The sequence below is a fragment of the Curtobacterium sp. MCLR17_051 genome, from assembly GCF_003234395.1.
Classification (GTDB): domain Bacteria; phylum Actinomycetota; class Actinomycetes; order Actinomycetales; family Microbacteriaceae; genus Curtobacterium; species Curtobacterium flaccumfaciens.
In genome coordinates, this window is sequence record NZ_QKTA01000005.1 from 82,005 (window position 1) to 106,712 (window position 24,708).

A 24,708-nucleotide genomic window follows, 5' to 3' on the forward strand; every position below is an offset into this window, starting at 1 on the left:
GACTCCCCGGAGCACCCCGGAGCGCCCCGGACCACGCGCCCGTCGGTAGACTGGCCCGGACTTCCACCAGAACTAAGGTGATTCTTTGACTTTCTCAGACCTCAACATCGACCAGGACATCGTCGATGCACTGGCCGGCAAGGGCATCATCGAGCCCTTCCCGATCCAGGAACAGACCATCCCGCTCGGCCTGACCGGCCAGGACATCATCGGCCAGGCCAAGACGGGTACCGGCAAGACGCTCGGTTTCGGCCTGCCGCTGATCCAGCGACTCGGTGCCGACCCGGCGCACGGCGTGAAGGCGCTCGTCGTCGTCCCGACCCGTGAACTCGCGGTCCAGGTCACCGAGGACCTCGAGCTCGCGGCCTCGAACCGTCCGACCACGGTCGTCTCGATCTACGGCGGCAAGGCCTACGAGGGCCAGGTGGAGCAGCTCAAGGCCGGTGCCCAGATCGTCGTCGGCACGCCCGGGCGGCTCATCGACCTGCAGCGGCAGCGTCTGCTCGACCTCTCCCACGTGCAGGAGGTCGTGCTCGACGAGGCCGACCGCATGCTCGACCTCGGGTTCCTGTCGGACATCGAGCGCATCTTCCAGGCCGTCCCCGAGGTGCGGCACACGATGCTGTTCTCGGCGACGATGCCCGCGCCGATCGTCGCGCTCGCCCGCCGGTTCATGAGCCGTCCGGTGCACATCCGGGCGACCGACCCGGACGAGGGCCTCATGCAGGCCAACATCAAGCACCTCATCTACCGTGCGCACTCCCTGGACAAGGACGAGGTCATCGCCCGCATCCTCCAGGCCGAGGGCCGCGGCAAGACCGTGATCTTCACCCGCACCAAGCGTGCCGCGGCGAAGCTCGTCGAGGAGCTGAAGGACCGCGGGTTCAACGCCGCAGCGGTGCACGGCGACCTCAACCAGGAGCAGCGCGAGCGTGCGATGGCGGCGTTCAAGGCCGGCAAGCGTGACGTGCTCATCGCCACCGACGTCGCCGCCCGCGGCATCGACGTCGACGACGTCACGCACGTGATCAACCACACGATCCCGGACGACCCGGACACGTACCTGCACCGCGCCGGCCGCACCGGCCGTGCGGGCAAGACCGGCATCGCGGTCACGTTCGTCGACTGGGACGACCTGCACAAGTGGACGCTGATCGACAAGGCGCTCGAGTTCGGCATCCCCGAGCCCGTCGAGACCTACTCGTCGTCGCCCCACCTGTTCGAGGAACTCGACATCCCCAAGGGCACCAAGGGCCGTCTGCCCGGCTCGTCGTCGCACGCCGCCTCGGCTGGCGCCCCCGTCGAGAAGCGCAGCAGCGACCGCCCGGCCTCGGGTTCGCGTGACGCGTCGCGTTCGCGGTCGCGCAGCCGCACCCGGTCAGGAGGCTCGGAGCAGTCCGCCCCGCAGGCTCCGGCCACCGAATCGGTCGCCCCCACCACCGCGGCGGGCACCGAGGACGGCTCGGCCGTCGAAGGTGGTTCCACTGACGGCGCCGCGAAGCGTCGTCGCCGTCGCCGCCGTCGCGGAGCCGGCACCGGCGATGCCTCGGCGACCGCCTCGGCACCGCAGGGCACGTCGGACGGCGAGTAGCGCCTCCAGACCGAAGGGCCCGTCGCTGACGCGACGGGCCCTTCGTCGTCCCCGCCCGCCGACTGCCCCGCGAGGGCGACAGGTCGCCGCGAACTGTCAGCGGGAATCTGTCGCCCTCACGGATGGGTCAAGCCGCGTCGAGCGAGATGTGTCGCTTCGGTGGGACGGCGCGACGCGTCAGGACAGGCGCGAGCCGGGTCCGACCACGGGAGCGCTGCCCGTCGCCTCGGACACGATCGCGTCGAACGAGACGCGTGCGGTGCGGTGCTCCCCCAGCCGGTTCGGCTTGCCGGTGCCGTGGTAGTCGCTCGAACCGGTGACGAACAGGCCGTAGCGCGTCGCCCAGTCGAGCAGGGTGCGCTTGCCGTGTGCCAGGTTCTCGCGGTGGTCGACCTCGAGCCCGCCGAGCCCGGCGTCGACCAGGTCGCGGAGCATCGGCTCGTCGATGACGATCCCGCGCGAGGACGCCGCGGGATGCGCGATGACGGGCACGCCGCCCGCCTGCCGGATCAGTTCGACGCCGCGCAGGGGCGACGGTGCCTCGTGGGGTTCGTAGTAGCCGGACGCCGGGTGCAGGATGCCGCGGAACGCCGCGGACCGGTCTGACTCGAGCCCGCGGGCGACCAGGGCGTCGGCGATGTGCGGACGGCCGATCGTGGCACCGGGGCTGGACTGGGCCAGGACGTCCGCCCAGGTGATCGGGTGGTCCTCGGCGATGCGGTCGACCATGCGGTGCGCGCGGGAGAGCCGGCCGTCGCGGATCCGGGTCGTCTCCTCGACCAGTCCGGGGTGCTCGGGGTCCACCAGGTAGCCGAGCACGTGCACGCTGCGGCAGCCGATGCGGGTGCTCAGCTCGAGGCCGGGCAGCAGGGTCAGGGGCAGCTCGCGCGCCGCGGCTGTGGCGTCCGCCCACCCCGCGGTCGTGTCGTGGTCGGTCAGCGCGACGGCGTCGAGTCCGGCGGCCGCGGCCGCTCGGACGAGCTCCGCGGGACGCTCGGTGCCGTCGGAGACACTGGAGTGCGCGTGCAGGTCGATGAACGGGTCTGGCACGTGGCCAATGCTATCCACAGGTGAGCGGCCGCACAGGCCGGGTGTCGCCCGGCGGTGCGATGATGGACGCATGGCCGACACGACTCCCCGCGCGACGAGCAACCGATCCACGACCCCCGGGTCCTCGACCTTCAAGGACTTCATCGGGTCGCAGTGGGCCGAGCGCTCGGAAGCGCAGCCCGAGCCCCGCGAGCAGGCCGCGTTCGCCGCCGAGCGTCGCGCGCGCATCTCCGAGCTGCACCCGGGCCGCACTATCGTGGTGCCGGCCGGGCAGGCCAAGGTCCGCTCGAACGACTGCGACTACCCGTTCCGCCCGCACTCCACCTTCGCGCACCTGACCGGCTGGGGCACCGACACCGTCGTCGGCTCGGTGCTCGTGATGACGCCGAACGGCTCCGGCCACGACGCCACGCTGTACTTCCGTGCCACCGCGGGCCGCGACTCGGAAGAGTTCTACGCCAACCCCGAGATCGGGGAGTTCTGGGTCGGGCCGCGCCCCTCGCTCGACGCCGTCGCCGCCGACCTCGGGCTGGCCACGGCCGACCTCGGGGCGTTCACGGCCGTCGCCGATGCACTCGACGCGTCGGCGCTGCTCGTGCGTGAAGCCGACGACGACCTGACCCGTTCCCTCGACGCCCGCATCGGCGCGGCGATCGGTGGCGCGGACGAGACCGAGGGGTCGCCGGCCACCGACGACCTGCTCTCCCGTGACCTGTCCGAGCTGCGACTGGTCAAGGACGCGTACGAGGTCCGTGAGCTCCGCAAGGCCGTCTACGCCACGAAGCACGGGTTCGACGACGTCATCGGCGACTTCGACGCCGTGCTCGCGCACCCGCGCGGTGAGCGCATCGTCGAGGGCACGTTCAACCGCCGGGCGCGCGCCGACGGCAACACCGTGGGCTACGACACCATCGCCGCCTCGGGACACCACGCCTGCATCCTGCACTGGACGCGCAACGACGGCGCCGTACAGCCGGGCGATCTCATCCTCATCGACGCCGGGGTCGAGGTCGACTCGTTCTACACCGCCGACATCACCCGCACGCTGCCGGTGAGCGGCACGTTCTCCCCCGTGCAGCGGATGGTCTACGAAGCCGTGCTCGAGGCCGCCGACGCCGCGTTCGCGATCGTCAAGCCGGGCATCACGTTCCGCCAGGTGCACGCCACCGCGATGGAGGTCATCGCGCGCAAGACCGCCGAGTGGGGCTTCCTGCCGGTCTCGGCCGCCGAGTCGCTCGAGCCGGACAACCAGTTCCACCGCCGCTACATGGTGCACGGCACGAGCCACCACCTCGGGCTCGACGTGCACGACTGCGCGAAGGCCCGTCGTGAGATGTACCTCGACGGCACCGTCCAGGCCGGCATGGTCTTCACGATCGAGCCCGGACTGTACTTCCAGCAGGACGACCTGACCGTGCCGGAGGAGTTCCGCGGCATCGGTGTCCGCATCGAGGACGACATCCTGGTGACCGAGGACGGCGCCGAGAACCTGTCGGTCGGCATCCCCCGGACCCCCTCGGAAGTGGAGGGGTGGATCGCCCGCTCGGGCCGCTAGCCTGATCGGGTGACCATGCCCGAGGCCTCCCCGAACACCATCTCGATCGAGGTCGAGCACTTCGACTCCCCCGACGCCCAGCGACTCCGCGCCGCCCAGCGCCTGGAGATCGACCGGGCGCACGGCGGCGACACCGAACCGGGTGAGAAGCCGACCGCCGAGTCGATCGCGGTGTTCTTCGTCGCACGGGACGAGTCCGGGACTCCCCTGGGGTGCGGGGGCCTGCGCATCGTCGACGACGGCATCGCCGAGATCAAGCGCATGTACGTCCGGCCGGAGTCCCGCGGGTCCGGCGCCGCGGCTGCGTTGCTGCGCCGGCTGGAAGAAGCGGCGCTCGACCTCGGGTCCCCGGCGCTCGTCCTCGAGACGGGCACGGAGCAGCAGCGCGCCGTCGGGTTCTACCAGCGCGAGGGGTTCCGGCGGATCGCGAACTTCGGGCCGTACGTCGGGGCGCCCCTGTCGGTCTGCTTCTCGAAGGTCCTCTAGCCGGCGCGAGCCTGCCCGGAGCGCGCCGCGCGCAAGCCCGGCTCGCGCGCGCCCGAGCCTGCCCGGACCGCCCCGCGCGCAAGCCCGGCTCGCGCGCGCCCGAGCCCGCCCGGCTCTCGGTCACGACGTGCCGTCGGCCCGAGGCCGAGCGGTCACGAACCGTCGTCCGGCCCGGCGCCGAACGACGATCTCCGACCGCTCGAGGCCTCGCGCGCGGGGTGTTGCGACCGCCCGGACAGCCCGTCCGCCCGGACTCCGCCGCCGAGGTCGCACGAAGTGCCGCCCGCGGCGGTCGGCGGCGACAGTTCGTGCGACCTCGACGAACGCGAACGGCGTGTCGAGCGATCTCGCACGACCCGACCTCGCACGACCCGACCTCGCGCGACCGCAGGACGAAGCCCGATCGCGCCGGCCGGAGCGCGGCTAGCGGCGGTCGCTGTCCCTGTCGCCCTCGCGCGGCGCATCCGGCGAGGACGACGACGAGGGCTCCGGCGGCGTGGCACCGGCGACCCGCTCGCCGTAGCGCGGCGGCTCCTCGGGTCGACGCTCCGGCACCGGCGGGGCCGCGGGGGCGGCAGCCGTCTCGGGGGTCTCCCCGTACCGGGGTCCGTCGTTCGTGCCGTAGCGCGGCGGGCCCGAAGGCGCACCCGTCTGCGCGCCGGGGGCCGACGTGCCGGGGTGTTGCGGGCCTCCCGGCTGCTGGTGCGGCGTGGCGTGCCCGCCGTACGGCGACTGCTGCTGCGGCGGGACCCCACCGGGGCCCGGACGCCACTGCTGCTGCTGCTGCTGCTGGGGAGCGTCGTTCCAGTGCGTGGACGGGGTGGCCCCGTGCTCGCCGAGGATCCGCTGCGCCTGCCCGGTCAGCTGCGGGTTGATGACGATCTGGTAGTTCGTGGCGAGCACCTGGTGCACGCTCGTGAAGTCGCGCTGCCGCTTCGTGATCGCGAACGAGACGATGCCGTAGAGCATGCCGAACGCGGCACCGATGATCGCGGCCGCCAGGATCAGGCCGCCGGCGCTCGGCGAGAAGAGCGTGAGCACGATGCCGAAGAAGATGCCGAGCCACAGGCCGGACAGCGCACCGGCGATCGCGGCACGGCCGTAGGTCATCTTGCCGGTGACCCGCTCGACCGTCTTCAGGTCGTTGCCGACGATCGAGAGCTGGTTGACGGGGAAGTCGGCCTCGGCCAGCTTCGCCACCACGCGCTGCGCGTCGGGGTAGCTGTCGTACGTTCCCAGGACGTCGCCCTTGGGCAGCGTCGGGAACGCCTGGGCGGTCCTGCCGGCGAAGGGGCTCTGATTGCTCACACAGCCATCATTCACCGCACACCTTGCAATCGCACGTGCACTCTCAGGGAAGCAGCCGATCGGAAGCCGTCGACCGGTGCCGTCGGCGGCGCGAGCGAACGCGCACACCCGAGCGACTACGCTGGGTCGGGTGAGCGCCACGAAGGTCTTCGTCGCCCGCCTCGCCGGGTGCTCCGTCTTCGACCCCGCGGGCGACCGCGTCGGCAGAGTTCGGGACGTCCTGGTCGTCTACCGCCGGGCCGACCCCCCGCACGTCGTCGGGCTCATCGTCGAGGTGCCCGGCAAGCGCCGCATCTTCGTGAGCATCGGCCGCATCACATCCATCGGTGCCGGGCAGGTCATCACGACCGGCCTCGTGAACATGCGCCGCTTCGAGCAGCGCGGCGGCGAGGTGCGCGTCATCGCCGAGATGCTCGGCCGCAAGGTGCTCATCAAGAACCAGCGGATCCGCGCCACGATCGAGGACGTCGCGATCGAGGACCGCGGGCAGGGCGACTGGGAGGTCGCGCAGCTCTTCCTCCGCAAACCGAAGACCACGCCGTCGCCGTTCGGCAAGGGCCCGACGACGTTCGCGACGTGGAACGAGGTCACCGAGGACGAACTCCCCGGCGAGGCCCAGTCCGCCGAGCACGTCATCGCCGCCTACTCCGACCTGCTGCCCGCCGACCTCGCGTCGACGCTGCTCGACCTGCCCGCCGAGCGCCGGTTCGAGGTCGCCGAGGAACTTCCCGACGACCGCCTCGCCGACGTGCTCGAGGAGATGCCCGACCAGGAGCGCATCGAGATCCTCACCCGGCTGGTGGATGCCCGCGCCGCCGACGTCCTCGACCAGATGCAGCCGGACGACGCGGCCGACGTCCTCGCCCAGTTCTCCGACGAGCGGAGTGAGGCCCTCCTGCAGCTCATGGAGCCGGAGGAGGCGCAGGACGTCCGCATGCTCCTGGAGTACGAGCCGGACACCGCCGGTGGTCTGATGACCACCGAACCGGTGATCGTCTCGGCCGACGCCACCGTGGCCGAGGGCCTCGCGCTGGTCCGCCGCCACGAGCTCGCACCGGTGCTCGGCGCCGCCGTCTGCGTCACCCTGCCGCCGTACGAGCCGCCGACCGGTCGGTTCCTGGGACTCGTGCACTTCCAGCGGATGCTCCGCTACCCGCCGAACGAGCGGCTCGGCACGCTCATCGACCAGCAGACCGAACCGGTCCGGGTCGACGCGAGCGCCGCCGAGGTCACCCGCATCATGGCGACCTACAACCTGCTGTCCGTCCCCGTGGTCGACGACGCCCACCGTCTCGTCGGGGTGGTGACGATCGACGATGTCCTCGACCACGTCCTGCCGGACGACTGGCGAAGTCAGGGCGAGGGGGAACCCTCACCGCTTCCACGCCAACGCCCGCGCAGGACACCCGTGACGACGGGAAGGAGGACCACCCGTGGCCCGAACGGATGACAACCGTCGCGACCGTGACCGCCAAGAGGTCCGGCTCGACTCCCCGAAGGGCATGCGCACGCGTGTGCTCCCCAGCCGCCGCCGTGGTCGCGGGGACACCTTCGGTCGTGCGACCGAGGGCATCGCCCGCGGGATGGGCACGCCGTGGTTCCTCATCGGCCTCACGCTGTTCTGCGTGGTCTGGATGGGCTACAACACCCTGGCGCCGAAGCCGTGGCAGTTCGACTCGGCGGCGATCGGCTTCACGGCTCTGACGCTCGTGCTCTCGCTGCAGGCCTCGTACGCCGCCCCGCTGATCCTGCTCGCGCAGAACCGGCAGGACGACCGCGACCGCGTGCAGTTCGAGCAGGACCGCCAGCGCGCCGAACGCAACCTGGCCGACACCGAGTACCTGGCCCGCGAGGTCGTGGCCCTGCGCCTGGCGATGCGGGACATGGCGTCGAAGGACTTCATCCGCGCCGAGCTCCGCTCCCTGCTCGAGGAGCTCGACCGCCGCGACGCCGACGAGGCCGGGTACGCGGACGAACACGACAGCTCCACCCGTGGCTGACGCCGTCCCCACCGACGAACAGCTCGGCACGGCGGTCCTCGCCGCGCTCGGCCGCGTCATCGACCCGGAGATCCGCCGCCCCGTCACGGAGCTCGACATGATCCGTGGTGTCGACGTGCAGCCAGGAGGCGCGGTGCGCGTCGACCTGCAGCTCACGATCGTGGGGTGCCCCGCCGCCGACACCATCGAGCGCGACGTCCGCGTCGCCGCCGGGTCCGTCCCGGGAGTCGCCGCCGTCGAGGTCGACGTGTCCGTGATGGACCCGGCCACTCGTGCCGCGCTGACCGAGCGGCTGCGAGCCGGCCGTCCCAAGGGCATCCAGTTCACCGCGGACTCGCTCACGCGCGTCATCGCCGTCACGAGCGGCAAGGGTGGCGTCGGCAAGTCCACCGTCACCGTGAACCTCGCCGTCGCGCTCGCCCGCCGGGGCCTGCGGGTCGGGGTCGTCGACGTCGACGTGCACGGCTTCAGCGTCCCCGGCCTGATGGGCCTGACCGACGAGCACGGGGTCGCACCCCGCCCGACCCGCGTGGACAGCATGATCCTGCCGCCGGTGGCGCACGACGTGAAGGTCGTCTCGATCGGCATGTTCGTCGACGACGTCTCGACCGCGGTGTCGTGGCGTGGCCCGATGCTGCACCGCACCGTGAACCAGTTCCTGACCGACGTGTTCTTCGGCGACCTCGACGTCCTGCTGCTCGACCTGCCCCCGGGCACCGGCGACGTCGCGATCTCGGTGGGGCAGTTGCTGCCGCACGCAGAGGTCCTGGTCGTCACGACCCCGCAGGCCGCCGCGGCCGACGTCGCCGAGCGCAGCGGGATCGTCGCCCGGCAGACCGGGCAGCGGGTCATCGGCGTGGTCGAGAACATGGCCGGGCTCGTGCAGCCCGACGGCTCGGTGCTGCACCTGTTCGGCGAGGGTGGTGGCGCCGAGACCGCCGCACGGCTGTCCCGCGGGCAGGACGCCCCCGTCCCGGTGCTCGGCAGCGTGCCGCTGTCCGTGCCGCTGCGCGAGGGCGGCGACGCAGGCGTCCCGGTGGTGCTCGGTGCCCCCGAGGACCCGTCCGCCGTGGCCCTGGCGGCGATCGCCGACCGGATCACCACGATGGGGCGCGGGCTCGCGGGCCGGAAGCTCGGGTTGTCGCTGTCCTAGGCTCGAGGTCATGAGCACCGATCACGTCGATGTCGACTGGGACCACGCACGCGCCACCAACCGCGCGAACTGGGACGACCGGGTGCCGATCCACGAGGGTGCCTACGCGATCGACGCCCTCGCCGACCCCGGCCACCGCTCGGACGTCGTCCGCGAGGACCTGCCGGCCCTGACGCCCTGGTTGCCGAACGGCTCGCTCACGGGCCTCGACGTCTGTCACCTGCAGTGCCACATCGGCACCGACACGGTGTCACTCGCCCGCGAGGGTGCCCGACTGACCGGTGTCGACTTCTCCCCCGCCGCCCTCGCCTCGGCCGCCGGACTCGCATCGCGCCTCGGGCTCGACGTCACCTGGGTCGAGACCGACGTCCTCGATGCCCGGGCCGCCGTCACCGGTGACTTCGACGTCGTGTACACGAGCATCGGCACGATCTGCTGGCTCCCCGACCTCGACCGCTGGGCTGCGCAGGTCGCCGGCCTGCTCCGCCCCGGCGGGGTGTTCTTCATCCGCGACGGACACCCGGCGCTGTACGCCCTCGACGAGGACGCCGACGAGCTCGTCACCCGGTACCGGTACTTCCCGGACGGCACCGCGCAGCAGTGGGACGACGCCGGCACCTACGCCGGCGACGGCACGGTGGCGAACGCCCGCACCTTCGAGTGGCCGCACCCGCTGTCCGAGATCGTGAACGCCCTGCTCGGTGCCGGGCTGCGGCTCCGACGGCTCGACGAGGGCCGGACCCTGCCGTGGCGCTTCAGCTCCCGCATGGTCGAGACCGACACCGGCTCGTGGGCCTGGCCGGAACACGACCGCAACCGGATGCCGACGACCTACACGATCGTCGCCACCCGCGACTGACGACGCGACCCCCTGACGGACTGGAGGCCCGGTGCCAGCTGGCACCGGGCCTCCAGTCCGTCAGGTGGGGACGTGACGGGCGTCAGGTCGCCTCGGCGTCGAAGGGTGCCGGTTCACCGGCGGCCAGGGGCACGACGGGAGCCGTCGCGCGCACCTTCGAGGCCGTGACCTGCGCGGTCTGCACGGCGGCCGCACTGGAACCGGAGTCGAGCAGGGCGTCTCGGATGATGCGGCGCGGGTCGTACTGGCGCGGGTCGAGCTTCTGCCACTCGATGTCGTCGAACTCGGGGCCCATCTCGTCGCGCATCCGCTCCTTCGCGGTGTCGGCGAACCGACGGACGGCCTTGACGAACTCGGCCAGCTTCTGGGCGTACATCGGCAGGCGCTGCGGCCCGAGCAAGAGGACGCCGATGACCCCGATGATCAGGATCTTGTCGAGCGGGATGTCCACGCGAGCGAGCCTAACGCGTGCTGCTGCGTTGCACCTCTAGAGTTGTCTCCCGAACGGAGTGTGCGTGTCAGAGAAAGAGTCGAACTGGAAGTTCGCCGAGGACATCGTCTCGGAGACCGAGGCGATCGCCCGTGCTCGTGAGCACTCCCTGGAACTCGGGGTCGAAGCGATCTCGCCCGCGATCGGTGCGCAGATCGGGGTCATCGCGGCGGCCTCGCGAGCCACGAGCATCATCGAGATCGGCACCGGCCTCGGGGTCTCCGGCCTGTACCTGCTCGCCGGCGCCCCGAACGCAACCCTGACGACGATCGACGTCGAGGTCGACCACCAGCAGTTCGCCCGCGACGCCTACATCAGCGCCGGCACCGCTCCCGCACGGATCCGGCTCATCCCCGGTCGGGCGAACCAGGTGCTCCCCCGCATGAACGAGGCCTCGTACGACGTCGTCCTCGTCGACGCCGACCCCGAGCACGTCATCGAGTACGTCGAGCACGGTCTGCGGCTCGCCCGCCTGGGTGGCACCGTCCTGGTGCCGCACGCCCTGTGGCGCGGACGCGTGGCCGACCCGGTGAAGCGCGACCGTGCCACCACGGACTTCCGGCTGCTCCTGACCGAGGTGTCGACCTCGGGTGCGGTGCGCAGCGCGCTGTCGCCCGCCGGTGACGGGCTGCTGCAGTTGACGAAGGTCACCAACTAGCGCTCGACCCGCCGGCGCTCGCGCAGGTCAGTCCAGGTGCCGCAGGTACCGCTCGGGCGACTCGAGGAACGCGCGCTCGTTCCGCACCAGGTCGAGGTCGCGCCACTCGGTGCGCCGCAGGCCCCACTCGCCGACCTCGTGGATCGTCGCGCCCGGGAACGCGGCGAGCACGGGTGAGTGGGTCGAGAGCACGACCTGGCCGACGCCGCTCTCGACGATCGAGCGCAACAGTGCGATCAGGGTGAGGCAGCCCGAGAACGACAGGGCGGACTCCGGCTCGTCGAGGATCCAGAGGCCGGGCCAACGCGCCCGGTCGATGACGAAGTCCAGGAATGCCTCGCCGTGGCTGCGCTCGTGGAACACCGGCTCGGGGCGACTGCGGTTCGGGTGCTCCTCGAGGTAGGTGAAGAAGCCGTGCATCGTCTCAGCACGCAGGAAGAAACCACCGCGGGGCGCACCGAAGTCACGTCGCAGGGCGATGTGCTGCCACAGGTCCGACTCGGACGGACGGGTCGAGTGGTGTGCCCCGGTCGAGCCGCCTTCCGGGGACATCCCGAACGCGAGCGCGATGGCCTCGATCAGGGTCGACTTGCCGACACCGTTGTCCCCGACGAACACCGTCACCGGGTCCAGGTCGAGGCCCTCGTCGAGCAGCTGCCGGATCGGCGGGAGCGTGGCCGGCCACTCGTCGCGCGGCATCGGGTCCGGGTCGCGGTACTCCTCGACGCGTCGGATGGGCAGGTGGGTCCTCGGCACGGCCCCATCCTGCCGGAGCCGACCGACACCGCGTGTGGACGCCCGCTACCGGCGGGCAGACGGAAGGCCCAGAGCGTACACGCTCCGGGCCTTCCGTTCTGGTGCTTCGACGTACTAGGCCGAGACGACCTCAGCGAGTGCGTCGTGGAGTTCCTTGGCCTCGGCATCGTTGACCGAGACGACAAGGCGGCCTCCACCTTCGAGCGGAACCCGCACGATGATGAGTCGACCCTCCTTAACAGCCTCCATCGGCCCGTCACCGGTCCTCGGCTTCATGGCTGCCATCAGATGTCCCCTTTCGTGCAGTAAATGCAGCCCCATTATCCCGTATGGAGGGGGCAACTGCGAAACCGCCCAGGTTGGGGGTGTCGGATGTGTCGTTCTGATGCTCCGCAGAACGCGGATCCACGGGCCTCCGGCGCCCCGCATCGATCACGGTGGGGTCCAGTCGTAGCCGTCGATCCACCACGTGTAGTACAGCCAAACCCACTGCAGCCCGACGAACGCGACGACGACGGCCACGCGGTACACCCGCGACCGCGGCAGCGCCACGATCCCGAGCAGCGGTGCGATCGGCACGAGGATGCGCCAGGTGCTCGACTGCGGGAAGAACACCGCGAGCAGGTACACCAGGTACGCCACACCCCAGAGTCGGAGCTCGATGCCGATCCGGCGTGTGGCCGGCATGCACACGAACGCCGCGAACCCGACGAGCACGACGACGAGCAGCACCGTGCCGGCCGGCTGCCCGAACCACCACCCGAACCCCTGCACCCACGGCGCGAACGGCACGAGTTCCTTCCACCCGATGTACGACGACCGCCAGGCGAGCTCGGTGTCCGTGTAGGCCTTCGGCACGCCGGTGACCGCCCACGCGATGGCCGGCCAGGCCAGACCGACCAGACCCGACACCGTGGCGACCACCGCGGGTGGGACGAGCCGGCGGAGGGTCAGCGGTTCCGACGAGCGCACCCACGCCGGGCGGATCGCCCACGCGGCCACGAAGAGCACCACCAGGAACGCGAAGGCGAGCCCCGTCGGTCGGGTCATGCCGAGCAGGAGCACGACGGGCAGCATCGCCCACCACCGTCGATCCACCATGAGCAGCAGCGCGACGAGCAGCAGGAACAGGCCCATCGACTCCGCGTAGGCCACCTGGAACATCGCCGACACCGGTGCGACGCAGAACAGCACCGTGGCGAACGTCGCCCGTGCGGGGTCGAGGAACCGTCCCATGAGGCGGCGGAACACCAGCGCGGCCCCGAGTCCGGCGAGCAACGACACCGAGACCGCGACGAACTCGAACGATGCTCCGGTGAGCAGCGTGAGCGCGCGCACCAGGAACGGGTACGCGGGCATGAACGCCCACGCGTTCTCGGTCACGTGTCCGGCGGCGTCGACGGGCAGCGTCGACGGGTACCCGCCCGTGGCGATCACGCGGTACCAGGCGCCGTCCCAGATCGACGCGAACGACAGGTAGCCCGGGCTCTGCACGGTGAACGAGTTCGCCGCCTGCACCCGGGCGAAGGCGAGCATCATGGCGCCCGTGACGAGCCGCGCCAGCACGTACACGACCGTGATGCGCACCCACCACGGGACGACCCGGTACCGGGCCCGCCAGCGGTTCCGGGCAGGGGTCCTCCGGGTGGCCCCCGCCGTCGTCAGGCCGTCAGCCACCGACGCAGCCCGGCCTCGACCGCGGTGATCTGGGCGACCGGGACCTGCTCGTCGTCGTGGTGGGCGAAGACCGGCTCGCCGGGGCCGTAGTTGACCGCGGGGACCCCGAGCGCCGAGAAGCGTGCGACGTCGGTCCAGCCGTACTTCGGACGGGGCTCCGGTCCGCCGACGGCCGCGACGAAGTCCTGCGCGAGCGGGGCATCGAGTCCGGGGCGGGCACCGGCGGCGAGGTCGACGATCGTGACCTCGTACCCGTCGAACAGCTCGCGGATGTGGGCGACGGCTTCGTCGGCCGAGCGCGAGGGGGCGAACCGGTAGTTCACGTGCACCATCGCCTCGTCCGGGATGATGTTGCCCGCGATGCCGCCGCTGATGCCGACCGCGTTCAGGCCTTCGCGGTACTCGAGCCCGTCGACCGTGACGGTGCGGGGCTCGTAGGCGGCCAGGGTGGCCAGGATCGGGGCGGTCTTGTGGATCGCGTTGTCGCCGATCCAGCTCCGGGCGCTGTGCGAACGCTTGCCGAACGTGCGGATCTCGGCGCGGAGGTTGCCGTTGCACCCGCCCTCGATCTGTGCCCCGGACGGCTCGCCCAGGATCGCGAAGTCGGCGGTGAGCAGTTCGGGTCGTGTCCGGGCCAGGCGGCCGAGGCCGTTCAGGGCATCGCTGACCTCTTCGTGGTCGTACCAGACCCACGTGACGTCGACCGAGGGGTCGACCAGGTCGTACGCGAGCTTGAGCTGCACCGCGCAGCCGGCCTTCATGTCGACGGTGCCGCGGCCCCAGAGGATCTCGGTGCCGTCCTCGGTGGTCCGGAACTCGGTCGGCAGGTTGTCGTTGAGCGGCACCGTGTCGATGTGACCGGCGATGACGACGCGGCGGTCGCGGCCCAGGTTCGTCCGCGCCACGATCGCGTCGCCGTCGCGGATCACCTCGAGGTGCGGCAGCGGTGCGAGCACGGCCTCGATCGCGTCGGCGAGGGCCTGCTCGTTCCCGGACACCGACTCGATGTCGCAGATGGCACGGGTGATGTCGATGGACGAGGCGGTGAGGTCGAGGTGCTCCGGCATGCGGGCAGCCTACCGGCCGCCCCTCGCACCGCCCCGGCAGTCCGGACGGTCGGGAACCCGCCGACCCAGCAGGCAGGACGGTCGGCGACCGCACCGCCCCGGCAGTCCGGACGGACGGTGCCCGCAGACCGGCGCTCGGTACCCTGGAGCCGTGACCGACACGACTGCCACCGACCGCCCGACCCACGCCTGGGGCCACGGCCTCGCGACGATCGCCGCCGACGGCACGACGCTCGACACCTGGTACCCGGAGACGCACCTCGGGGCACTGCCCTCCGACGCCGTGTTCCCCGCCGAGCTGCAGGCGCACGTCGGTGACGACCCCCGCCGCGAGGTCCGGATCGAGGCCGTCACCACCGAGATCACGATCGACGCCGCTCCGACGAGCACCCCGGACGCGTACCTCCGCCTGCACCTGCTGAGCCACCTGCACGTCCGCCCGAACGAGGTCTCCCTCGACGGTGTCTTCGGCCACCTGCCGATCGTCGCGTGGACGAACGCCGGCCCGGTGCACCCCGAGTCCCTGACGCGCCTGCGCCCGTCCCTGCAGCGCGCCGGCATCGCCGTGCACGCCATCGACAAGTTCCCGCGCCTGCTCGACTACGTCGTTCCGGACCGCGTCCGCATCGGCGACGCCAACCGCGTCCGCCTCGGCGCACACCTGGCGCCGGGCACGACCGTCATGCACGAGGGCTTCGTGAACTTCAACGCCGGCACCCTCGGTGACGCCATGATCGAGGGCCGCGTCTCGCAGGGCGTCGTCGTCGGCAACGGCACCGACATCGGCGGCGGCGCCTCGATCATGGGCACGCTGTCCGGCGGCGGCACACACCGCGTCTCCCTCGGCGAGCGCGCGCTGCTCGGCGCGAACGCGGGCCTCGGCATCTCGCTCGGTGACGACTCCGTCATCGAGGCCGGTCTCTACGTCACGGCCGGCACGAAGGTGGTGCTGGTCGGCGCGGCACCGAACCCCGACGGCACCCCGAAGACCGTCAAGGCCGCGGAGCTCTCCGGCACCCCGAACATCCTGTTCCGCCGCAACAGCATCAGCGGCGCCGTCGAGGCACTGCAGCGCAAGGGCGAGGGCATCCAGCTGAACACCGCGCTGCACGCGTAGCGCCCGAGAGCTCCACTGCCTGCGCGCGCAGAGGGCGCACGAACCGTCGCTCCGGCACCCGCCGGACGCCAGTTCGCGACCACTCGGCGGAGGCGAGCGACGCGTCCCGCCGCCCCGCGCCCGACACGCCCGCACGGGAGGCCCGGTGCCGGTCCACGAGACCGCCACCGGGCCTCCAGGCGGTCGCGTCCAGGGCCGCAACCCGCCCCGCGAGTGGTCACAACACGCCGTCCGCGTGCGCCGAGGGCGCACGAACCGTCGTTTCGACACCGCCGGACGACAGTTCGCGATCACTCGGCGGAGGTGAGCGGCGCGTCCCACGATCGCGCTCCCACCGACGCACCCGCCTGGAGGCCCGGTGCCGGTCCACGAGACCGCCACCGGGCCTCCAGGCGATCGCGTCAAGGGCCGCAACCCGCCCCGCGAGTGGTCACAACACGCCGTCCGCGTGCGCCGAGGGCGCACGAACCGTCGTTTCGACATCCGCCCGACGCCAGTTCGCGACCACTCGGCGGAGGCGAGCGGCGCGGCCCACGATCGCGCTCCCACCGACGCACCCGCCTGGAGGCCCGGTGCCGGTCCACGAGACCGGCACCGGGCCTCCAGGCCGTCGCGTCCAGGGCCCCACCCCGCCCCGCGAGTGGTCACAACACGCCGTCCGCGTGCGCCGACGGCGCACGAACCGTCGGTACGGCGCCCTCCCAACGACAGTTCTCGACCACTCGACGGATGCGAGCGGCGCGTCCTGCCGGACGGCGGCACGCGGCGCACACGCACGAGCGCCCCGCGCCACGGAACCGTGAGGCGGGGCGCTCGGAGTCGATCAGCGCTCGGGGACGTCGCGCTCGGGCGCACCCACGTAGAGCTGCTGCGGGCGACCGATCTTGTTGAGCGGGTCGTTGTTCAGCTCGCGCCACTGGGCGATCCAGCCCGGCAGGCGACCGATGGCGAACAGGACGGTGAACATCCGCGGCGGGAAGCCCATCGCCTTGTAGATGATGCCGGTGTAGAAGTCGACGTTCGGGTAGAGCTTGCGGCTGACGAAGTACTCGTCCTCGAGCGCGATCTGCTCGAGTTCCATCGCGATGTCGAGCAGGTCGTCCTGCACACCGAGGGAATCGAGGACCTCGTGCGCGGACTCCTTGACGAGCTTCGCGCGCGGGTCGTAGTTCTTGTAGACGCGGTGCCCGAAGCCCATGAGCTTGACGCCCTGCTCCTTGTTCTTCACCCGCTCGACGAAGCGCGTCACGGGCTCGCCCGAGTCCTTGATCTGCTGGAGCATCTCGAGCACGGCCTCGTTCGCGCCGCCGTGCAGCGGGCCGTACAGGGCGTTGATGCCGGCCGAGATCGAGGCGAACATGTTCGCCTTCGTCGAGCCGACCATGCGCACCGTCGAGGTCGAGGCGTTCTGCTCGTGGTCCTCGTGCAGGATGAGGAGCCGCTCGAGCGCCTTCGAGAGCACCGGGTTGGGCTTGTAGGTCTCGGCCATGGTGCCGAAGTTCAGCCGCAGGAAGTTGTCGACGAACGACAGCGAGTTGTCCGGGTACAGGAACGCCTGCCCGATGGCCTTCTTGTGGGCGTAGGCCGCGATCACCGGGAGCTTGGCGAGGAGCCGGACGGTCTGCAGCTCGACCTTCTCGGGGTCGTCCACGTCCATGTCGTCCTCGTAGTACGTGGACAGGGCGCTCACAGCGCTCGACAGGACGGACATCGGGTGCGCCGAGTGCGGCAGGGCGTCGAACAGGCGGCGGAGGTCTTCGTGCAGCAGGGTGTGCCGACGGATGCGGGCGTCGAACTGCTCGAGCTCGGTGGGGGTCGGCAGCTCGCCGTAGATCAGGAGCCACGCGACCTCGAGGAAGGTGCAGTTGCCGGCGATCTGGTCGATCGGGTACCCGCGGTAGCGCAGGATCCCCTGGTCGCCGTCGATGTAGGTGATCGCGCTCTTCGTCGCACCGGTGTTCACGAACCCGTAGTCGAGCGTGTTCATCCCGGTCTGCTTCTTGAAGGTCGAGATGTCGATCGCGGACGCGCCGTCGACGCTCTGCAGGATCGGGAACTCCGCCGTGCCACCCGGGAACGTCAGCGTCGCGGTCGCGCCCTGCTGTTCGGCGGCGGGACTCACGGGGACGGGCGTGGTGGGCGGTGTGGCCGTCTTCTGAGCGTCATTGGCAGTGTCAGTCACGAGGACAGCCTAATCGCGGCACCTGTCGGTCGTGCACACATCCCAGGTGACGATTTGGTGGTTCCCAGGGATTGCGGGCACCACCGGAACGACTCGTGTCCGTGCTACGCGGTGCCGAGGCGACGGCTGCTCGCCAGTCGCTGCGACGCTGCGGCGATGCGCTCGTCGGTCGCCGTCAGGGCCACGCGGACGTGCTCGCCCCCTGCTGCGCCGTAGAACGTGCCCGGTGCGACGAGGATCCCGCGGTCGGCGAGCCAGGCCACGGTGTCGAGAGCGGGTTCGCCGCGGGTGGCCCAGAGGTAGAGCCCGGCCTCGCTGTGGTCGATCCGGAACCCGGCATCCTCGAGTGCTCGCCGCAGCATGTTCCGTCGCGCTCGGTAGCGGGCCTTCTGCTGCTGCACGTGGGTCTCGTCCTGGAGCGCGACGACCATGGCCTGCTGCACGGGCAGCGGCGGCATGAGCCCCGCGTGCTTCCGGACGGCCAGGACGTCGGCCAGGATCGCGGCGTCACCGGCGACGAAGGCCGCACGGTAGCCGGCGAGGTTCGACTGCTTCGACAGCGAGTACACGCTCAGCACGCCGTCGAGCGAGTCACCGACCACCCGGGGGTCCAGGATCGTGGGCGTCGGGGTGGTGGCGTACTCCGGGTCCCACCCGAGCTCGGCGTAGCACTCGTCGCCGACGATGACGGCCCCGAGCTCGCGGGCGCGCACCACGGCGGCACGGAGCTCGTCGATGGTCAGCACGCGGCCGTCCGGGTTGCCCGGGGAGTTCAGCCACACGAGCTTCGTGGTGGACGGCCACGCCGCCGGGTCGTCCGAGGCCAGGGCCTCGGCGCGGACCAGTGCGGCGCCGAGCTCGTACGTCGGGTACGCGGCGGCCGGGAACACCACCGTGTCACCGGGGCCGATGCCGAGCCAGAGCGCGAGGCCCGCGATGAACTCCTTCGAGCCGATCGTCGGCAGCGCGTTCGCCTCGGTCAGGGCGACGCCGTGCCGACGGCCGTACCAGTCGGCGATGGCCTGTCGCAGCGCCGGGGTGCCGGCGACCTGCGGGTAGGCGTGCGCATCGGTCGCGGTGGCCAGGGCGGTGCGGACGACCTCGGGCGTGGGGTCGACGGGCGACCCGACGCTGAGGTCGACGATGCCGCCCTCGTACGCCGCGGCGCGCTGCTTGAACGGGACGAGCTGGTCCCAGGGGAAGTCGGGGAGGTCGAGCGCCACGAGGGGGTCCGGTCAGCCGCGGACGGGCTCGGCCGCGACGACGGGGTGGTCCTTGTGGATCACGCCGACCTTCGCAGCGCCGCCGGGCGACCCGACCTCGTCGAAGAACTCGACGTTGGCCTTGTAGTAGTCGGCCCACTGGTCGGGCAGGTCGTCCTCGTAGTAGATGGCCTCGACGGGGCAGACCGGCTCACACGCACCGCAGTCGACGCACTCGTCGGGGTGGATGTAGAGCGAGCGTTCACCCTCGTAGATGCAGTCGACCGGGCATTCGTCGATGCAGGCACGGTCCTTGACGTCGACACAGGGCTGGGCGATCACGTAGGTCACGGTTCGGGTGCTCCCTTCGACGAGCGGGTTCGAGTCTACTCGCGGCCCGGGGCCGTCCGGGACCGCAGCCCCGACAGGTCCGGCCACGCGAGGACCAGGGCGGCGATGACCGCGGGGGCGAAGGTCCAGACGTACCCGGCCGCGTTGGCGAGGACGAGCGGCGAGCTCTCCCCGCCGACCGACACGAGCACCTGCGTCGCGACGAGGATCCCGATGCCGATCGCGGCGACCATCGCCCGCGAGCGGTAGACGAGCCGCACGCCCACGGTCAGGCCAAGCACGATGAGGGTGGTGACGACGAGTCCGACCGGGAACGCGCCGAGCGTCTGCTGGTGCGTGACCGTCCCGAGCCCGCCCGCGAGCAGGCCGAGCAGCAGCGAGACGACGACCGCCGCGGCCTTGCCCTGGCCGGACATCTCGGCGTAGGTCTTCGGGGCCACCGGCTGTGGGGCCGCGTCGTGCCGGAACGCCTCGACCGCCGGGGCGTGCTGACGGACGCCGTGCGGCATCACCCACGACAGGGCCGCTGGGTCGGCGGGGTCCACGGGGTCGACGGCGACCTGGGAGCGGTACTGCTCGACTGCCGCCCGCACCTTGGCCCGGACCGGCATGACGTCGACCGTGACGTCGGCCTGACCGCTGGCGGGGTCGACGATCATCGAGAACGGGACCTCTTCGGCACGGGCCGCGTACTGCGCCGCGTGGTGCATCCGCACGTGGTCGGGGTGCCCGTAGCCGCCGTCGTCGGCGTAGCTGATCACGGCGTCGGCACCGGTGGAGCGGATCGCGGCGCGGACGTCGTCGACGACCTCGCCCAGGTCCGCCGCCGTCAGCGAGTCGGCCGGGGCGTCGTCCGCGGCGGTGGCCCGCCCGTCCGGGCCCCACTGCATGCCGGAGTCGACGTAGCGACGCTCCGGCAGGTCGGTCGGCCGGGCACCGCGCCCACCGAGCCACAAGTGCTGCGGCCCGCCGAGGGCGGCGAGGGCCGCGGAGATCTCGGTCTCCCGGTGCCGTGCCACCCGCGCGGGGTCGCCCGCCAGCGGGGCCAACTGCTCCGTGAGCATCTCACCGCGCTCGCCCCGGGTCGCGGTGAGCACGGTCACTTCGGCGCCGCGCTCGAGCAGGGTCGCGATGGTCCCGCCCGACGAGAGCGTCTCGTCGTCGGGGTGGGCGTGCACGATCAGGACGCGCTCGGGGCGCGTGGCAGGGGCCTTCGACATCGTCCCCAAGGGTACGGGACTAGCGGGGCGTGACGATGTAGGTCGCCGTGACGCCGCCGCTGTCCTTGGTCTCCGAGAAGGTCAGGACGACGCGGTAGGCGTCGCTCCGGAACATGCCGAACGCGCTCGACGAGTCCGCACGCTTGGCCGACTCGGTGTACCCGGCGTCGGTGAGCTGTTGCACGGCGGCCTGGAAGTCGTCGACCGAGGCCGCCCGGACCTGCGCGACCCACCCGGAGCCGTTCGGGCCGGCTCCTCCGCCGAGCACGGTGCCGTCGACGAGCGGGACGTCGGCCGACGGGAACCCGTCCGGTACCTTGCCGTCGGAGGTGACGTCCGCGCCCTTGAGCGCCGTGTCGAGCGCGCCGTCGATGCCACCGGCGACCGAGGACATGCCGTCCTGGATCGCCTTGCCGTCGATGCCCGCGACCCCGTCGGCGACGTTCGACGCGACGGAGGACCCGAGGTCGGTGGCCTGCTGCACGGCCTGGGTCGAGCAGCCGGTGAGTCCGGCCAGGGCGATGCCGGCAGCGACGGCGGCGATCAGCGGGGTACGGAGGGAACGCATGGCGCGACCGTAACGGACGAGCCGGGAGGCCCGGCGCGAGTTGGCTGTGAACGTGCCGTCCCCGGGGCGGTCACGTGCGCGGCGGGGCCGCCCCGGGCCTCCTTGCCGACGGACGGTTCAGGCGACGTAGGCGCGCGTCGCCGCGACCAGGGCGTCGACGCCGACCGGGATCGCGGTCTCGGCCTGCGGCGCGTAGAACGGCGAGTGGTTGCTCGGGATCTCCTCGCCGCGGCGGAAGCGCTCCGGGTCGGTGATGCCCGTGAACCAGTACACGAGCGGCGCTCCGGCTGCGGTGGCGAGCTGGCCGACGTCCTCCGACGCCATGGCGAGCCCGATCTCCAGGTCGCGGGCTCCCGGCACCTCGGCGCGGATGGCCTCGAGCACGGTGGCGGCGGCATCGGCGTCGTTCACGGTGACCTCGGCGCCCGGCGCGCGCACGATCGTCGGCTCGGACAGGCCTCCGGCCGTGCTCTCGGCCCGGACGATGCGCTCGATCGAGGCGATGATGCGCTGGCGCGTCTCCTCGTTGCGGGCCCGGGTCGAGATCTCGATGACGGCCTCGTCGGGGATGATGTTCGCCCGCGTGCCGGCGTGGAAGCTGCCGACGGTGACGACCCCCGCGTCGCTCGGCGAGACCTCGCGGGCGACGACGGTCTGCAGCCGCACGACGGCCGAGGCCGCGGTGACGACCGGGTCGAGCGAGGCCTGCGGTGCCGAACCGTGCGCCCCACGACCGTTGAAGGTCACCGTCAGCCGGTCGCTCGACGCCATCACGGGGCCGGTGCCGACCGCGACGATGCCGACCGGTGCGGGCGCGGAGTGCTGCCCGAGCACGACGTCCGGCTTCGGGAACCGCTCGACCAGGCCGTCCTCGACCATCGCGCGGGCGCCGGAGATGACCTCTTCCGCAGGCTGGAAGACGGCGACGACCGTGCCGCGCCAGTCCCCCGTGGTCGCCACCAGGCGCTCCAGCGTGCCGAGCAGCCACGTGACGTGGATGTCGTGGCCGCAGGCGTGCATGGTCGGGACCTCGCGGCCCTCGTCGTCGGTGCCGACGTGCTCGCTGGCGTAGGACAGGCCGGTGCGTTCCTGCACGGGCAGGCCGTCCATGTCGGCGCGGAGCCAGACCACCGGGCCCTCGCCGTTCGACACGACACCGACGACGCCGGTGCCGCCGACGCCCGTCGTCACCTCGATCCCGCCGATCTCGGCGAGCTTCGCAGTGATGACACCGGCGGTGCGGTGCTCCTGGAAGCCGAGCTCCGGGTGGGCGTGCAGGTCCTGGTAGATCGAGAGCAGGTCGAGAGTCACGCTGACCACGGTACAACCGCGAACGGCCCGGCCACCTGTTGCAGGTGACCGGGCCGTCGGACGGAGGACGGGCCTCCGCGCGTGTTGCTCGTGCTGGTGCTTACGCGTCCTGGCGCTTGAGACGCGCGTAGGAGCGCTGGCGAGCCGACGCGTCCAGCTCGACCTTGCGGATGCGCACGGCGGCGGGGGTGACCTCGACGCACTCGTCCTCACGGGCGAACTCGAGGCACTCCTCCAACGAGAGCTGACGCGACGGCGTCATCGACTCGAACGTGTCGGCGTTGGCCGACCGCATGTTGGTGAGCTTCTTCTCCTTGGTGATGTTCACGTCCATGTCGTCGGCGCGCGAGTTCTCGCCGATGACCATGCCCTCGTAGACCTCTTCGGTCGGGTTGACGAAGAACGACATCCGCTCCTGGAGGTTCGTGATGGCGAACGGCGTCACGACACCGGAGCGGTCGGAGACGATCGAGCCGTTGATGCGGGTCTGGATCGCGCCGGCCCACTCGTCGTAGCCGTGGAAGATCGCGTTGGCGATGCCGGTGCCGCGGGTCTCCGTGAGGAACGACGTGCGGAAGCCGATCAGGCCGCGCGACGGGACGATGAACTCCATGCGCACCCAGCCGGTGCCGTGGTTCGTCATGTTCTCCATGCGGCCCTTGCGAGCGGCCATGAGCTGCGTGATCGCGCCGAGGTACTCCTCCGGCGTGTCGATCGTCATGTGCTCGTACGGCTCCTGCAGCTTGCCGTTCTCGTCACGCTTCGTGACCACCTGCGGCTTGCCGACGGTGAGCTCGAAGCCCTCGCGACGCATCTGCTCGACCAGGATGGCGAGTGCGAGCTCACCACGACCCTGGACCTCCCACGCGTCGGGGCGGCCGATGTCGAGGACCTTGAGCGAGACGTTGCCGACGAGCTCGCGGTCGAGGCGCTCCTTGACCATGCGGGCGGTCAGCTTGTGGCCCTTGACCTTGCCGACGAGCGGGCTGGTGTTCGTGCCGATCGTCATCGAGATCGCCGGGTCGTCGACCGTGATGGTCGGCAGCGGGCGGACGTCCTCGGGGTCGGTCAGGGTCTCGCCGATGGTGATCGTGTCGAAGCCGGCGACGGCGACGATGTCACCGGGGCCCGCCGACTCGGCCGGGTAGCGGTCGAGCGCCTTCGTGATGAGGAGCTCGGTGATGCGGGCGTTGACGACGGTGCCGTCGTGCTTGACCCACGCGACCGTCTGGCCCTTCTTCATGGTGCCGTGGAAGATGCGCAGGAGCGCCAGGCGACCGAGGAACGGGGAGGCGTCGAGGTTCGTGACGTGCGCCTGCAGCGGGTGCTCGTCGTCGTACTTCGGGGCCGGGACGTGCTGGAGGATCGCTTCGAACAGCGGCTCGAGGTCGTCGTTGTCGGGCAGCTCGCCGTCGTTCGGCTTGTTGCGCGACGCGGCGCCGTTGCGACCCGAGGCGTAGACCACCGGGACGTCGAGGATCGCGTCGAGGTCGAGGTCGTCGACCTCGTCCGACAGGTCGGAGGCGAGGCCGAGGAGCAGGTCCTGGGACTCGGAGACGACCTCGTCGATGCGGGAGTCGGGCCGGTCCGTCTTGTTGACGAGCAGGATCACCGGGAGCTTCGCGGCGAGCGCCTTGCGCAGCACGAAGCGGGTCTGGGGCAGGGGACCTTCGGAGGCGTCGACGAGCAGCACGACACCGTCGACCATGGAGAGGCCGCGCTCGACCTCACCACCGAAGTCGGCGTGACCGGGCGTGTCGATCACGTTGATGGTGATGGGGCCGTCCGCGCCGAACTCGGTCGCGTGCTTGCCGTTGTAGAGCACCGACGTGTTCTTCGCGAGGATCGTGATGCCCTTCTCGCGCTCGAGGTCGTTCGAGTCCATCATGCGGTCTTCGCCCTCGAAGTGGGCGTCGAACGAGTTGGTCTGCGTGAGCATCGCGTCGACGAGGGTGGTCTTGCCGTGGTCGACGTGTGCCACGATGGCGACGTTGCGCAGGTCGGACCGGGTGGCGAGCGCCATACAGGACATCCTTCAATTTCTGGGAGAGTGTCGGGCCAGTGTTTTCACAGCACCGCACCCGTGGGCAGAACGCCCGACACGCCA

At 71.4% G+C, this 24,708-nt stretch carries 23 protein-coding genes; 9 read left to right on the plus strand and 14 right to left on the minus strand.

All coding sequences use genetic code 11. The features are described 5' to 3' along the window. Window positions 1–85 precede the first annotated feature (85 nt). On the plus strand, window positions 86–1,591 hold the full coding sequence (locus DEJ06_RS06530) for a DEAD/DEAH box helicase (protein WP_111038800.1): 1,506 nt from the start codon (window positions 86–88) through the stop codon (window positions 1,589–1,591). Window positions 1,592–1,768: 177 nt separating this feature from the next. Here DEJ06_RS06530 and DEJ06_RS06535 read toward each other — a convergent pair whose 3' ends face one another. Then, window positions 1,769–2,641, minus strand: a complete 873-nt coding sequence (locus DEJ06_RS06535) for a PHP domain-containing protein (protein WP_111038801.1) — start codon at window positions 2,639–2,641, stop codon at window positions 1,769–1,771. 70 nt (window positions 2,642–2,711) lie between these two features. On the opposite strand from DEJ06_RS06535, the gene DEJ06_RS06540 reads away from it, so the two are divergent. Together DEJ06_RS06540 and DEJ06_RS06545 are read left to right on the plus strand one after the other, a co-directional pair. Then, entirely contained in the window at window positions 2,712–4,196 is a 1,485-nt protein-coding gene (locus tag DEJ06_RS06540) for an aminopeptidase P family protein (RefSeq protein WP_111038802.1), read from the plus strand. A gap of 15 nt (window positions 4,197–4,211) precedes the next feature. Beyond that, window positions 4,212–4,682: a GNAT family N-acetyltransferase gene (locus tag DEJ06_RS06545; protein WP_071405472.1), complete on the plus strand. Its 471-nt coding sequence runs from the start codon at window positions 4,212–4,214 to the stop codon at window positions 4,680–4,682. 423 nt (window positions 4,683–5,105) lie between these two features. Here DEJ06_RS06545 and DEJ06_RS06550 read toward each other — a convergent pair whose 3' ends face one another. Further along, entirely contained in the window at window positions 5,106–5,990 is an 885-nt protein-coding gene (locus DEJ06_RS06550) for a general stress protein (protein WP_111038803.1), read from the minus strand. A 130-nt stretch (window positions 5,991–6,120) separates the two neighbouring features. Here DEJ06_RS06550 and DEJ06_RS06555 point away from each other — a divergent pair, with 130 nt between their 5' ends. From DEJ06_RS06555 to DEJ06_RS06570, 4 genes are read left to right on the plus strand one after another with little or no spacing between them, the layout of a single operon-like run. Then, window positions 6,121–7,440: a magnesium transporter MgtE N-terminal domain-containing protein gene (locus DEJ06_RS06555; RefSeq protein ID WP_027464574.1), complete on the plus strand. Its 1,320-nt coding sequence runs from the start codon at window positions 6,121–6,123 to the stop codon at window positions 7,438–7,440. 52 nt (window positions 7,441–7,492) lie between these two features. Next, window positions 7,493–7,990, plus strand: a complete 498-nt coding sequence (locus tag DEJ06_RS06560; protein ID WP_042539423.1) for a DUF1003 domain-containing protein — start codon at window positions 7,493–7,495, stop codon at window positions 7,988–7,990. After that, entirely contained in the window at window positions 7,983–9,143 is a 1,161-nt protein-coding gene (locus DEJ06_RS06565; protein ID WP_111038804.1) for a P-loop NTPase, read from the plus strand. The genes DEJ06_RS06560 and DEJ06_RS06565 overlap by 8 nt, the downstream gene beginning before the upstream one ends. Window positions 9,144–9,153: 10 nt before the next feature. Next, on the plus strand, window positions 9,154–10,002 hold the full coding sequence (locus DEJ06_RS06570; protein ID WP_111038805.1) for a bifunctional 2-polyprenyl-6-hydroxyphenol methylase/3-demethylubiquinol 3-O-methyltransferase UbiG: 849 nt from the start codon (window positions 9,154–9,156) through the stop codon (window positions 10,000–10,002). Window positions 10,003–10,084: 82 nt separating this feature from the next. Here DEJ06_RS06570 and DEJ06_RS06575 read toward each other — a convergent pair whose 3' ends face one another. After that, a complete protein-coding gene (locus tag DEJ06_RS06575; protein WP_110894138.1) occupies window positions 10,085–10,453 on the minus strand; it encodes a twin-arginine translocase TatA/TatE family subunit in 369 nt (122 codons plus the stop codon). A 64-nt stretch (window positions 10,454–10,517) separates the two neighbouring features. Between DEJ06_RS06575 and DEJ06_RS06580 the strand changes: the two genes are divergently transcribed. Further along, entirely contained in the window at window positions 10,518–11,150 is a 633-nt protein-coding gene (locus tag DEJ06_RS06580) for an O-methyltransferase (RefSeq protein ID WP_017887052.1), read from the plus strand. A gap of 27 nt (window positions 11,151–11,177) precedes the next feature. Here DEJ06_RS06580 and DEJ06_RS06585 read toward each other — a convergent pair whose 3' ends face one another. The 4 genes from DEJ06_RS06585 to dapE form a co-directional block, all read right to left on the minus strand. Beyond that, the gene (locus tag DEJ06_RS06585; RefSeq protein ID WP_071404158.1) at window positions 11,178–11,906 is read right to left on the minus strand and encodes an AAA family ATPase; all 729 of its coding nucleotides are present in this window, start codon (window positions 11,904–11,906) and stop codon (window positions 11,178–11,180) included. A gap of 114 nt (window positions 11,907–12,020) precedes the next feature. After that, complete coding sequence (locus DEJ06_RS06590) at window positions 12,021–12,191, minus strand: DUF3117 domain-containing protein (RefSeq protein ID WP_017887054.1); 171 nt, start codon at window positions 12,189–12,191, stop codon at window positions 12,021–12,023. Window positions 12,192–12,338: 147 nt separating this feature from the next. Further along, window positions 12,339–13,583: a hypothetical protein gene (locus tag DEJ06_RS06595; RefSeq protein ID WP_111038806.1), complete on the minus strand. Its 1,245-nt coding sequence runs from the start codon at window positions 13,581–13,583 to the stop codon at window positions 12,339–12,341. Beyond that, window positions 13,568–14,650, minus strand: a complete 1,083-nt coding sequence (dapE, locus tag DEJ06_RS06600) for a succinyl-diaminopimelate desuccinylase (protein WP_071404160.1) — start codon at window positions 14,648–14,650, stop codon at window positions 13,568–13,570. The genes DEJ06_RS06595 and dapE overlap by 16 nt, the downstream gene beginning before the upstream one ends. 151 nt (window positions 14,651–14,801) lie before the next feature. Here dapE and dapD point away from each other — a divergent pair, with 151 nt between their 5' ends. Further along, on the plus strand, window positions 14,802–15,767 hold the full coding sequence (dapD, locus tag DEJ06_RS06605) for a 2,3,4,5-tetrahydropyridine-2,6-dicarboxylate N-succinyltransferase (protein WP_111038807.1): 966 nt from the start codon (window positions 14,802–14,804) through the stop codon (window positions 15,765–15,767). 823 nt (window positions 15,768–16,590) lie between these two features. On the opposite strand, the gene DEJ06_RS06610 is transcribed toward dapD, so the two are convergent. The 7 genes from DEJ06_RS06610 to typA form a co-directional block, all read right to left on the minus strand. Then, entirely contained in the window at window positions 16,591–17,889 is a 1,299-nt protein-coding gene (locus DEJ06_RS06610; RefSeq protein ID WP_111038808.1) for a citrate synthase, read from the minus strand. 164 nt (window positions 17,890–18,053) lie between these two features. Beyond that, complete coding sequence (dapC, locus tag DEJ06_RS06615; RefSeq protein ID WP_111022615.1) at window positions 18,054–19,172, minus strand: succinyldiaminopimelate transaminase; 1,119 nt, start codon at window positions 19,170–19,172, stop codon at window positions 18,054–18,056. Between the two features lie 12 nt (window positions 19,173–19,184). Continuing rightward, on the minus strand, window positions 19,185–19,502 hold the full coding sequence (gene fdxA / locus DEJ06_RS06620; RefSeq protein ID WP_111038809.1) for a ferredoxin: 318 nt from the start codon (window positions 19,500–19,502) through the stop codon (window positions 19,185–19,187). 35 nt (window positions 19,503–19,537) lie between these two features. Continuing rightward, window positions 19,538–20,722: a PIG-L deacetylase family protein gene (locus DEJ06_RS06625; RefSeq protein WP_111038810.1), complete on the minus strand. Its 1,185-nt coding sequence runs from the start codon at window positions 20,720–20,722 to the stop codon at window positions 19,538–19,540. Window positions 20,723–20,741: 19 nt separating this feature from the next. Beyond that, the gene (locus DEJ06_RS06630) at window positions 20,742–21,290 is read right to left on the minus strand and encodes a hypothetical protein (RefSeq protein ID WP_071404165.1); all 549 of its coding nucleotides are present in this window, start codon (window positions 21,288–21,290) and stop codon (window positions 20,742–20,744) included. 117 nt (window positions 21,291–21,407) lie between these two features. After that, window positions 21,408–22,601, minus strand: coding sequence for an amidohydrolase (locus DEJ06_RS06635; RefSeq protein WP_220034921.1), 1,194 nt, complete (start codon window positions 22,599–22,601; stop codon window positions 21,408–21,410). A 100-nt stretch (window positions 22,602–22,701) separates the two neighbouring features. Further along, window positions 22,702–24,624, minus strand: coding sequence for a translational GTPase TypA (typA, locus tag DEJ06_RS06640; RefSeq protein ID WP_027464562.1), 1,923 nt, complete (start codon window positions 24,622–24,624; stop codon window positions 22,702–22,704). Window positions 24,625–24,708: the final 84 nt, after the last annotated feature.

Excerpts from the sequence above, each read along its gene's own strand:
- DEJ06_RS06545 (WP_071405472.1), top strand. The coding sequence starts at position 4,212 with ATGCCCGAGGCCTCCCCGAACACCATCTCGATCGAGGTCGAGCACTTC.
- typA (WP_027464562.1), bottom strand. The coding sequence starts at position 24,624 with ATGGCGCTCGCCACCCGGTCCGACCTGCGCAACGTCGCCATCGTGGCA.
- DEJ06_RS06540 (WP_111038802.1), top strand. The coding sequence starts at position 2,712 with ATGGCCGACACGACTCCCCGCGCGACGAGCAACCGATCCACGACCCCC.
- DEJ06_RS06630 (WP_071404165.1), bottom strand. The coding sequence starts at position 21,290 with ATGCGTTCCCTCCGTACCCCGCTGATCGCCGCCGTCGCTGCCGGCATC.
- DEJ06_RS06590 (WP_017887054.1), bottom strand. The coding sequence starts at position 12,191 with ATGGCAGCCATGAAGCCGAGGACCGGTGACGGGCCGATGGAGGCTGTT.
- dapE (WP_071404160.1), bottom strand. The coding sequence starts at position 14,650 with ATGCCGGAGCACCTCGACCTCACCGCCTCGTCCATCGACATCACCCGT.
- DEJ06_RS06625 (WP_111038810.1), bottom strand. The coding sequence starts at position 20,722 with ATGTCGAAGGCCCCTGCCACGCGCCCCGAGCGCGTCCTGATCGTGCAC.
- DEJ06_RS06560 (WP_042539423.1), top strand. The coding sequence starts at position 7,493 with ATGCGCACGCGTGTGCTCCCCAGCCGCCGCCGTGGTCGCGGGGACACC.
- DEJ06_RS06570 (WP_111038805.1), top strand. The coding sequence starts at position 9,154 with ATGAGCACCGATCACGTCGATGTCGACTGGGACCACGCACGCGCCACC.